The 9,811-nt window shown below is 62.8% G+C and carries 11 protein-coding genes; 7 read left to right on the top strand and 4 right to left on the bottom strand.

The features are described from left to right. Positions 1–232 precede the first annotated feature (232 nt). Positions 233–1,120 (top strand): threonine/homoserine exporter RhtA, encoded by an 888-nt coding sequence (gene rhtA, locus J7573_RS17760; RefSeq protein ID WP_294338069.1) that lies wholly within the window; start codon positions 233–235, stop codon positions 1,118–1,120. A gap of 190 nt (positions 1,121–1,310) precedes the next feature. Then, positions 1,311–1,592 (top strand): hypothetical protein, encoded by a 282-nt coding sequence (locus J7573_RS17755; RefSeq protein WP_294338067.1) that lies wholly within the window; start codon positions 1,311–1,313, stop codon positions 1,590–1,592. A 52-nt stretch (positions 1,593–1,644) separates the two neighbouring features. Here the strand turns inward: J7573_RS17755 and J7573_RS17750 are convergent, their stop codons facing one another. Beyond that, positions 1,645–3,453, bottom strand: a complete 1,809-nt coding sequence (locus J7573_RS17750) for an aminopeptidase P family protein (protein ID WP_294338065.1) — start codon at positions 3,451–3,453, stop codon at positions 1,645–1,647. Positions 3,454–3,673: 220 nt separating this feature from the next. Here J7573_RS17750 and J7573_RS17745 point away from each other — a divergent pair, with 220 nt between their 5' ends. Next, positions 3,674–4,789, top strand: a complete 1,116-nt coding sequence (locus tag J7573_RS17745) for a DUF3182 family protein (protein WP_294338063.1) — start codon at positions 3,674–3,676, stop codon at positions 4,787–4,789. Further along, positions 4,773–5,543 carry an alpha/beta fold hydrolase gene (locus J7573_RS17740; protein WP_294338077.1) on the top strand — a complete coding sequence of 257 codons (771 nt, stop codon included), beginning with the start codon at positions 4,773–4,775 and terminating at the stop codon, positions 5,541–5,543. The genes J7573_RS17745 and J7573_RS17740 overlap by 17 nt, the downstream gene beginning before the upstream one ends. Here the strand turns inward: J7573_RS17740 and J7573_RS17735 are convergent. After that, positions 5,522–5,902, bottom strand: coding sequence for an antibiotic biosynthesis monooxygenase (locus J7573_RS17735; RefSeq protein WP_294338061.1), 381 nt, complete (start codon positions 5,900–5,902; stop codon positions 5,522–5,524). The two genes, J7573_RS17740 and J7573_RS17735, sit on opposite strands and share 22 nt — an antisense overlap. Positions 5,903–5,988: 86 nt before the next feature. Between J7573_RS17735 and soxR the strand changes: the two genes are divergently transcribed. Further along, entirely contained in the window at positions 5,989–6,441 is a 453-nt protein-coding gene (gene soxR, locus J7573_RS17730; protein WP_294338057.1) for a redox-sensitive transcriptional activator SoxR, read from the top strand. On the opposite strand, the gene J7573_RS17725 is transcribed toward soxR, so the two are convergent. Continuing rightward, positions 6,433–7,422 carry a helix-turn-helix domain-containing protein gene (locus tag J7573_RS17725; protein ID WP_294338055.1) on the bottom strand — a complete coding sequence of 330 codons (990 nt, stop codon included), beginning with the start codon at positions 7,420–7,422 and terminating at the stop codon, positions 6,433–6,435. The two genes, soxR and J7573_RS17725, sit on opposite strands and share 9 nt — an antisense overlap. A gap of 82 nt (positions 7,423–7,504) precedes the next feature. Here J7573_RS17725 and J7573_RS17720 point away from each other — a divergent pair, with 82 nt between their 5' ends. Further along, positions 7,505–8,053: a cysteine hydrolase family protein gene (locus tag J7573_RS17720; protein ID WP_159411336.1), complete on the top strand. Its 549-nt coding sequence runs from the start codon at positions 7,505–7,507 to the stop codon at positions 8,051–8,053. Positions 8,054–8,065: 12 nt separating this feature from the next. Here the strand turns inward: J7573_RS17720 and J7573_RS17715 are convergent, their stop codons facing one another. After that, entirely contained in the window at positions 8,066–8,629 is a 564-nt protein-coding gene (locus J7573_RS17715; RefSeq protein WP_294338049.1) for an XRE family transcriptional regulator, read from the bottom strand. Between the two features lie 83 nt (positions 8,630–8,712). On the opposite strand from J7573_RS17715, the gene J7573_RS17710 reads away from it, so the two are divergent. Next, a complete protein-coding gene (locus tag J7573_RS17710) occupies positions 8,713–9,663 on the top strand; it encodes a DMT family transporter (RefSeq protein WP_294338046.1) in 951 nt (316 codons plus the stop codon). Positions 9,664–9,811: the final 148 nt, after the last annotated feature.

Raw genomic sequence — 9,811 nt, 5'->3', positions numbered from 1 at the left:
GCCTCCAACACCACCTTAACTACCTAACTCATTGAATCTCAAGGAGTTTGTCGTTCCGATGTCGCTGGAAGTGGGGCGCATTATAAGGGGATTCGAAAGCGCGTCAACCCTTAATTTCATGAAACTGAAACATTCGATGAAAAGCCTGTTAAAAGGAGCCTTGCACCTCGCACCGCCAATTGCGCACTATATTGCACAACCCCGCACACCTCCCAAGGATAGCCGCGCAGAAATGAACACCCAGCCCCGCAGCCTGGCCGCCACTCTCTTTCCGATCGGCCTGCTGCTCATAGCCATGGCTTCGATCCAGTCCGGCGCCTCATTGGCCAAGAGTATGTTCCCCATCATCGGCGCTCAAGGTACCACCGCCCTGCGCCTGATCTTCGCCAGCATCATCATGCTGCTGATTCTGCGACCGTGGCGGGTGCGCATGACCGCCAACACCCTGCGCAACGTCGTCATCTATGGCATGTCCCTGGGTGGCATGAACTTCCTCTTCTATATGTCCCTGCAAACCACGCCACTGGGTATCGCCGTTGCCCTGGAGTTCACCGGCCCGCTGGCCGTGGCGCTGATCGCCTCGCGCCGTGCACTGGATTTCGTGTGGATTGCCCTGGCGGTCGCCGGCCTGTTGCTGCTGCTACCGGTCGGGCACGGCGGCCAGCCGCTCGATCTGCTGGGTGCAGCCTATGCGCTTGGGGCAGGTGTGTGCTGGGCACTGTACATTCTCTTCGGCCAGCGCGCCGGTGCCGAGCACGGCATCCAGAGCGCCGCCCTCGGCGTGGTGGTCGCGGCCTTGTTTGTCGCGCCCATCGGCATCGTGCATGCCGGCAGTGCATTGCTCACCCCTGCCGTCATCCCGCTGGCACTGGGCGTCGCCGTGCTTTCGACCGCCCTGCCCTATAGCCTGGAAATGGTCGCCCTGACTCGCATGCCAGCCCGAACCTTCGGCACGCTGATGAGCATCGAACCGGCGATTGGCGCACTCTCAGGCCTGCTGTTCCTCGGCGAAGTGCTGAGCACCACCCAGTGGCTGGCTATTCTTGCCATTATCGCAGCCTCGGTCGGCGCCACACTGTCCATGCGCCGCGAGGCCAACCCAGCACTTGCCGCAGACTGATTTGAGAAATACTTCCATTTGAGACGAGATTAATCATTGTCCCCAATCGCCTCGCTGATTAAGCTGTCACAAAATCATAATGTTTACGCTATCTACTTGTGCGGACACGGAAGCCGAGGAAGATTCAGGACGAACCGATGCGATGACAACAGGGTCAGACAGCTGATCAGCCCTGCATTTAAGGACAGGAATGAAACGTATTTTGCTCATCCTGACCGTCTTGGCCATAGCCGGATGCGCCGCAACGGCCAAGACTGAGGTCAAAAAGGGGAAAAAGGGCATGCATATCAATTGCTCAGGGCTGTCCTCCTCGTGGGACAAGTGCTACAGCAAGGCAGCCAGCTCCTGCAGCTCGCGCGGTTACAAGGTGATCGCCCGCTCCGGAGACACCGACGAGGAGCCCGGGGATTACCTGTTCGGCATCAACCCCGCCGGCTACACCAGCCGCAGCATGATCGTCATCTGCAAATAGGAAAGGGCAGCCCACGGGCTGCCCTTCTTTCATCTACGCAACGCCAACACGATCACAGCGGCGCTGTACGTGCCTCCAGCCAAGCCAGTGCGGCCCCTTGCAGCAACGGCGCTAGACGTTCACGCACCGTTGCGTGATAGCGATTGAGCCATTCCTTCTCGTCCATGGTCAGTCGTTCCGCAAGCAAGCAACGCGTATCGATAGGGCACAGCGTCAAGGTCTCGAAGCACAGGAACTCACCAAACGCACTCTTGCCCGCTTCGCGGTTCGCCACCAGGTTCTCGATACGCACGCCCCAGGCGCCAGGCCGGTAGGTACCTGGCTCGATCGAGCTGATCATGCCCACCTGCATTGCCGTCTGTGGCGTGGTTGTCGCCTGGTAGGCAATCACCTGGGGGCCCTCGTGCACGTTCATGAAGTAGCCAACACCATGCCCGGTACCATGACCGTAGTCGACCTGGTCTGCCCAGATCGGCGCCCGTGCAATGGCATCGAGCAGCGGTGACAGGATGCCACGCGGGAAGCTGGCACGCGACAAGGCGATCATGCCCTTGAGAACGCGCGTGCAGTCCTGCTTCTGCTCCACGCTCGGCGTGCCCACCGGCACCATCCGCGTGATGTCGGTGGTGCCACCCAGGTACTGCCCTCCGGAATCGATCAACAGCAGGCCATCACCTTCGATGACCGCATGGGACTCTTCGGTAGCGCGGTAATGCGGCATCGCGCCATTGCCGTTGAACGCTGCAATGGTCGAGAAGCTCAACGAGACGAAGCCCGGCCGGCGGGCACGCGCAGCACTCAACCGCTCATCCACGGTCAGTTCGGTGATGGTCTCCTGGCCCTGATGCTCCTCGAACCAGGCGAAGAATTCGCACAAGGCCGCGCCATCCTGCTCCATTACCTGACGTATGTGCACCAGCTCCTCTTCACCTTTGCGTGATTTGCTCAGCGTGGTCGGGTTCAGCCCTTCGACCAGTTGGACCTGGGCATCCAGGTGCTTCAGCAAACCACAGGTCACACGAGCGGGGTCGACGAGCAATCGGCTATCCGGCGCCAGCTTCGCCAAAGCCTGCTGAACTTCGGTGTAATCGCGCACTTCGATGCCGTCGACCGCAAGTACGTGGCGCAAGTGCTCATCGAGTTTTCCGGCACCGACGAACAGGATCGCCTGGTCCTTGCCAATCAGTGCAAAAGCAACGAAAACCGGGTTGTAGGACACATCACTACCGCGCAGGTTGAACAGCCAGGCGATGTCGTCCAGGGTCGCGATGAAGTGCCAATCGGCCCCCTGGTCCTGCAGCGTGGCCCGCAGCTGACCCAGTTTCTCGGCCCGGCTGACCGTGGCGTGGGGCGGCAGGTGCTGGTAGATCGGGTTGCCTGGCAGCGCCGGGCGGCCCTCCCACACCTCGGCGAGCACGTCCCGATCGGTTACCAGACGCGCCTCGCGGAGCTTGAGCCGCTCTTCGAGCTGGCGCGCCGAAGCCAGCGCCATGACCGCGCCATCCACGGCCACGGCGCCCTTCAGCGGAACATTGTCACCCAGCCATTCCAGCGCTCCCGGCTTGCCTGGCAACAGCTTCATCAAATCGATGCCACTACCGGCCAGCTCCTTCTCGGCCTGCTCCCAGTAACGGCTGTCGACCCACACACCGGCAAAGTCCGCGGTAACCACCAGCGTACCTACCGAACCATCAAAGCCCGACAGCCACCGGCGCCCCTGCCAGTAGCCCGGCAGATACTCGGAAAGATGCGGGTCGGCCGACGGCACCAGCAGAGCATCTATCCCCTCCCGGGCCAAGACCGCGCGCACGCGCGCCAGGCGCTCCGGCACACTTTGCTGAATCGTGGTCTGAACGTTCATGCGCACTCCTGCGGACACATCGTGGTTATTCCAGGTTGAGAATAATGGAACAGCTGCCACGGTGCCGCAATCATGGCGACCGACTCACGGCATGCTATGCCCATCACGCCACCTGCAAACAAGACCTTTCCTGCGACCGGGTCGGGACCATCAGTCACTTCCAGCTGAACTTACCGCTGACACGGGCTTCACAACCTGTACATTCATTGCACACAGGCAGATGCCCATGCCCAGTGCCAGCGAACGGAAGACCGCCGTGGTGTTGCTCGACACCCGCGAGCACACCCCGGAACATGAACATGCCGTGCACTTGAAACTGGCGGACCGACTGGCCCGGTTGCTCGGCTGCCATGCCGTCCTGACCGATGTGCCAGCCAAGGAAGACACACACTACTACTTGCCTACCGAAACCCTGGTCGGCCGTGAGCGTTATGCCGCCATGGGCATTTGCAGCGAGCAGGACCTGTTCGGTGGGCTGGTCAGCCACCCTTATATGGCCACCAAGGCTATTTCCCACCCGCTACCGACCGATGCCGAATTTCCGCCGGGCTGGACCGATGCCTTCGCCCGCCAGGCCAGTGACACCCTGCTCCGCGGTTACACCGTGTTCAGCAAGGCCGATGCCCGACGCGCCGCCCAGTTGCTGCTGCGTGATGGCCCGTTGCGGGTCAAGCCAGTGCTGGCCTGCGCCGGCCGCGGCCAGCAAGTCATCACCCATGCGGACCAACTGGAACCACTGCTGGCCAACATCGATGAACGGGACCTGGCCCTGTGGGGCCTGGTCCTGGAAGAAGACCTGGGCAATGTCGAGACCTTCAGCGTCGGCCAAGTCCGCGTCGCGGGCCTGACTTGCAGCTATCACGGCACCCAGCAACTGACACGAGACCACCAGGGCAGCGAAGTCTACGGCGGCTCCGAGCTCGTTGTGGTTCGTGGCGGCTACCAGGCCTTGCTGCAACGCCCCCTGGAAGATCACCTGCGCCTTGCAATCAACCAGGCCATGGCCTACGAACAAGCCGCCGAGCAGCACTTCCCGGGCTTCATCGCATCGCGGCGCAACTACGACATCGCCCGCGGCACCACGTCCCAAGGCCATCTGCGCAGCGGCGTGCTCGAACAATCCTGGCGTCTGGGGGGAGCCAGCAGCGCAGAGCTTCTGGCACTGCAGGCATTCGCCGACGACCCGACACTGCAGCAGGTGTGCGCCTCCACCCACGAAGTATTCGGCACCCCCGACCTGCCCGCTGACGCCACCCTCTTCTATCAAGGAAACGACAGTGAACTCGGACAACTCAGCAAATACGCGCGGATTCGCCAGCATCAGCATTCAGAGTGAAACCGTGGAATTGCAGGTCGACGATGACAACATCGTCGGCACCCTGGTCAGCCCCGGCAGCAAGATGCCCGGTATTCTCTTCGTCCACGGCTGGGGTGGCAGCCAGCAGCGCGACCTGGCGCGCGCCCGGCACATCACCGGCCTTGGCTGCGTGTGCATGACCTTCGACCTGCGCGGCCACGAGAAGACCGCAAGCCAGCGCCTGACCGTCACCCGAGAGCAGAACCTCAATGACCTGCGGGCCGCCTACGACCGCCTGGTCAGCCACCCGGCGGTGGACAGCAGTGCCATCGCCATCATCGGCAGCAGCTACGGGGGCTACCTGGCTACCTTGCTGACCTTGCAGCGGCCGGTGAAGTGGCTGGCTTTGCGCGTGCCAGCTATGTATTGGGACGACGAATGGAACATGCCCAAGCAAGCCCTCGACCGCCAGCGCCTGAACGACTACCGACTGCGCCTGCTTGGCCCTTCCGACAACCGTGCACTGGCCGCCTGTGCCGAGTTTGCCGGCGATGTGTTGCTGGTCGAGTCGGAACAGGATGACTATGTGCCGCATGCCACGCTGATGAGTTACCGCTCGGCATTCGTCAGCGCTCATTCGCTGACCCATCGCATCGTCGATGGTGCCGATCACGCACTATCCAGCGAGGAAAGCCAGAAGGCCTACAGCTCGATCCTGGCCGCCTGGATCAGCGAGATGGTGGTCGGCGCACGCCTGGACCGCTACCCGCACTACGCCCCCTGGTATGCCTGAGGGTCACCGACCTGGCAATGCAGACCACCATCAGCCCCACGTACCAGGCTGCGCAACGTCTGGTACGCGGCAAAGTTGACACCACGCGCCTGATGGCGGCTGAGCAGGTCGAAGAACGGTTCCTCGGCAAAACAGTCTGCAGCCTCCACCCAGGCCAGGCGCGACTGCCATTGCAGGTACTGCAAGACCCGGCTGCCATCATCGCTGGCCTGGATGCTGACACTCTGCAACCCTTGGCAACGCACAGCCAACTCTTCACTGCGCGTGACCAAGGCCTCTGCTAGCGCCGCCTGGCGCGAAGCGGGTACTTCATATTCGATCATCTGGGTGAACCACAGGGAATGCGGGCTGGCCGTCATGGCGAGTCTCCTTGCTGCGAACGCTTGCTTCGGAATGGACAGCAGGGTAAAACCTCCAGTTAACTCAAGGTCAAGCGTTTTTTCCCATGCCCAACACAGCACCTGCCGCGACGGAAAAGCTGCTCAGTGTCGGCCAGTTGGCTGCTCGCAGCGGCGTGGCAGTGACCGCGCTGCATTTCTATGAAACCAAGGGCCTGATCCAGAGTACCCGCAATGCGGGTAACCAGAGGCGCTATCCGAGGGCAATGCTGCGCCGGGTCGCGGTGATCAAGATGGCCCAGCGCCTGGGCATTCCGCTGGCCGAGATTGCCTCTGCCCTGGCCGCCCTGCCCAACGACCACACCCCGACCGCCGAAGACTGGCAGCGTCTCTCGGCGCGCTGGCGCGAGGACCTGAACCGCAGAATCGACGAAATGGTCAGGCTGCGCGACCAGCTCGATGGCTGCATCGGCTGCGGCTGCATGTCGCTGAAGGAATGCCCGCTGCGCAACCGCCAGGATCACCTGGCCGATGAGGGGCCAGGGCCGCACCTACCCTGAACAGGGCAAGGCGAAGCACTGCCGGTACTCGCTGGGTGTCAGGCCGGTGATGCGTTGAAACACCTTGCGAAACGCCCCCGGGTCCTGATACCCGACTCCCCAGGCAATCTGCTCGACCGTGCGCCGGGTGAACTCCAGCATCCGGCAGGCACGCCCCACCCTTACCTGCTGGCAGTACTCGGTGGGTTTCAGGCCAGTGGCCGCGCGGAAGCGCCTGAGGAATGTGCGTGCCTCCAGCCCGGCGCAGGTTGCCATGCCGGCCAGGTCGGCATCTTGCGCACCCTCTGCCTGCAACCAGTGTTGAACCCTCAGCACCGCCTCATCACCGTGATCCAGGCGCGGATTGAACAACGCCCCCGGCAAAGGCCTGGTAACCGGTTCGACGGACATGTAGCGCGCCGTCTCCCAGGCCACCGAGGCGCCGAGATAGCGCTCCAGCAGGCGCAGCCCCAGTTCGGTCCAGGCCATCAATCCGGCGGATGTCATGATGTCACCGTCATCCAGCAGCGGCTGGTTGGCCTCCACATGGACCTTGGGGTAACGCTCGGCAAGGGTCTGCGCGTAATTCCAGTGGGTACTGGCTGCCCGACCATCGAGCAGGCCACTGGCGGCGATGAAGAACACGCCGATGCACACCGACGCCAGCACCGTGCCCTGGCCATGCCATTGGCACAACGGTTGTCGGTGCCGTTCAAGCAGGTCTGGCAGAGGGGTCGACTCCAGGCTCGGTGGAATGATCAACACTCGCAGCGGCTGGCTCGGTGCACCAAGGCTATCCTCAATGAACTGCAACTGACCCGCCTCATCGACCTGCCAGTGGCTGACCCGGACCTGCGGCAGCCCGGCGGCGCCCAGCTCGGCGGCCACGCGATTGGCCACGCTGAACAGGTCGCTCAGACCATGCAATGCCGCGCGCTGCGCGCCCGGGTAGTGCAGCAGGCCGATTTCCAGGCTGCCGGGGCTGTCAGTTTTTGCCGTCATTGTGTCGATCGCGCCAATCCTCAAGTCGGTGCCCACAGCCTATAACTATCGTCATCCAACGACTACTGCCACAGGAGGCAGCATGAGCAAGCAGGCCCTGATCATCATCGACATCCAGAACGACTACTTCCCCGGCGGCAAATGGACCCTCGACGGTGCCGACAAGGCGGCTGACAACGCCGCACGCCTGCTCGCTGCGGCACGTAAGAAAGGCGACCTGGTGGTTCACGTGCGTCATGAGTTCGACAGCGCCGATGCGCCATTCTTCGCCCCGGGCACCCAAGGCTCGGCCATTCATTCGAAGGTTGCGCCAACGGCGGGCGAACCCGTGGTACTCAAGCACAAGGTCAACGCGTTTCTCGGCACCGACCTGAAGCAGACGCTGGACCAGCATCAGGTCAAGGCCGTGACCATCGTCGGCAGCATGAGCCACATGTGCATCGACGCCGCCTCCCGCGCTGCTGCCGACTTCGGCTTCGACGTCACCGTGGCACACGATGCTTGCGCCACCTTGCCGCTGGAGTTCGATGGCAAGCAGGTACCGGCCGCCCATGTGCACGACTCGGCCATGGCTGCGCTGGCGTTTGCCTATGCCAAGGTGGTGAAGACCGACGAGCTGCTCAAGGGCTGACTCTCAAGCCAGTCAGATCACCACATTACGCACGAAGCGCACGGGCACTGCTCCATCATTGCGGTAGGCATAGCGGCAGTTGCTGGGGAACACATGGAACTGCCCGACCCGCAGGCAGTGCTCGGCACCTTCGATGATCAGCGTCAATTGGCCTTCGGCCACGTAGATCTGCTCACTCCAGCCCTCGGCATCGGCTTCGCTGGTGTAGCACTCGCCAGGCGCGAGGGTCCATTCCCAGATTTCCACTTCGCGCCGGGCCGTGCTGCTGGCCAGCAGCACGGCCTTGCTTTGCGGGTGCTCGCCGGTCCAGGCAAGTTCGTCGATACGGCTGGGGTCGCGCTGGTCCGGGGCCTGGATAAGGGTGCTGAACGCCACCCCGAGGGCTTCGGCAATCAGGTCGAGGGTGGTCAGGCTGACATTCTTCTCGCCCGCCTCGATCGCCACCAGCATCCGCCGGCTGACCCCGGAGCGTTCGGCAAGGGCGCTCTGGCTCATCCCGGCCGCGTTGCGCAGGCTGCGGACATTGAGGCTGACATGCTGCAGCACCGATGCACGGTGCGCGGAATCTTTGTGCACTATATTGCTCACTTGTACGGATTGCGCAGTATACTGCCCACTTTGCGGCGATTGTGCGCCGCCCCCTCCGAGTGCGCAAGACCATGAGCCAACCGACCAGCAGCCCACAGACCGCAGTATCTTTTCGCCTGAGCAAGGCAGAAATGGTGCTGGTGTTCATCACCATGCTGTGGGGCGGTACCTTCCTGCTGGTGCACAACGTCATGACCGTGAGCGGCCCGATGTTCTTCGTCGGCCTGCGCTTCGCCGCAGCGGCGCTGTTCGTCGGCCTGGCCTCGGCGCGTGCATTGTCCGGCCTGACCTTCACCGAACTGAAGGCCGGCGTGCTGATCGGCGTGTCCATCATGCTGGGCTACGGCCTGCAGACCATGGGCCTGCAAACCATCAGCAGCAGCCAGTCGGCCTTCATCACCGCGCTCTATGTCCCGTTCGTGCCACTGCTGCAATGGCTGGTGCTGGGGCGCCGCCCAGGGCTGATGCCGAGCATCGGCATCTGCCTGGCGTTCGTCGGCCTGATGCTGCTGGCCGGCCCCGAAGGCGGCGCGCTGCATTTCAGCGAGGGTGAAGTGGTGACCCTGGTGAGCGCGGTGGCCATCGCCGCCGAGATCATCCTGATCAGCCGCTTCGCCGGCCAGGTCGATGTGCGCCGGGTCACCGTGGTGCAGTTGGCGACCGCTTCGCTGCTGGCGTTCCTGATGATCGTGCCGACCCAGGAGCGTCTCCCCGACTTTTCCTGGTTGCTGTTGCTCAGCGCGCTGGGGCTGGGCGCCATGAGCGCGGTGATCCAGGTGGCGATGAACTGGGCACAGAAGTCGGTTTCGCCCACCCGTGCCACGTTGATCTACGCGGGTGAACCGGTATGGGCCGGCATCGTCGGGCGCATTGCCGGCGAGCGCCTGCCAGGCATCGCGTTGATCGGCGGGTTGCTGATCGTCATCGCCGTGGTGGTCAGCGAGCTGAAGATCCGCCGCAACCGTGAAACCAGCGACACCCTCGAAGCGCCGGCCCCCCGCGAAACCGAAGCCGGCCTGTGAAGTGCCCGGCAGCGTCTATGCTCTGTAAAAAACTGTTATAAAAAAACAGCTTGTCACAGCGCTTTTGTAGGGTTCTGCGACAGCTTGCGTGTTGGTGATCAACGGCCCGGCACGTATGATCCTTGCAAACCTTTCCAGAATAGAACGC

This window comes from Pseudomonas sp., from assembly GCF_017744435.1.
Lineage (GTDB): Bacteria > Pseudomonadota > Gammaproteobacteria > Pseudomonadales > Pseudomonadaceae > Aquipseudomonas.
The sequence above is the reverse complement of the archived record's forward strand: the minus strand, read 5'-3'. Positions and strand labels throughout refer to the sequence as shown.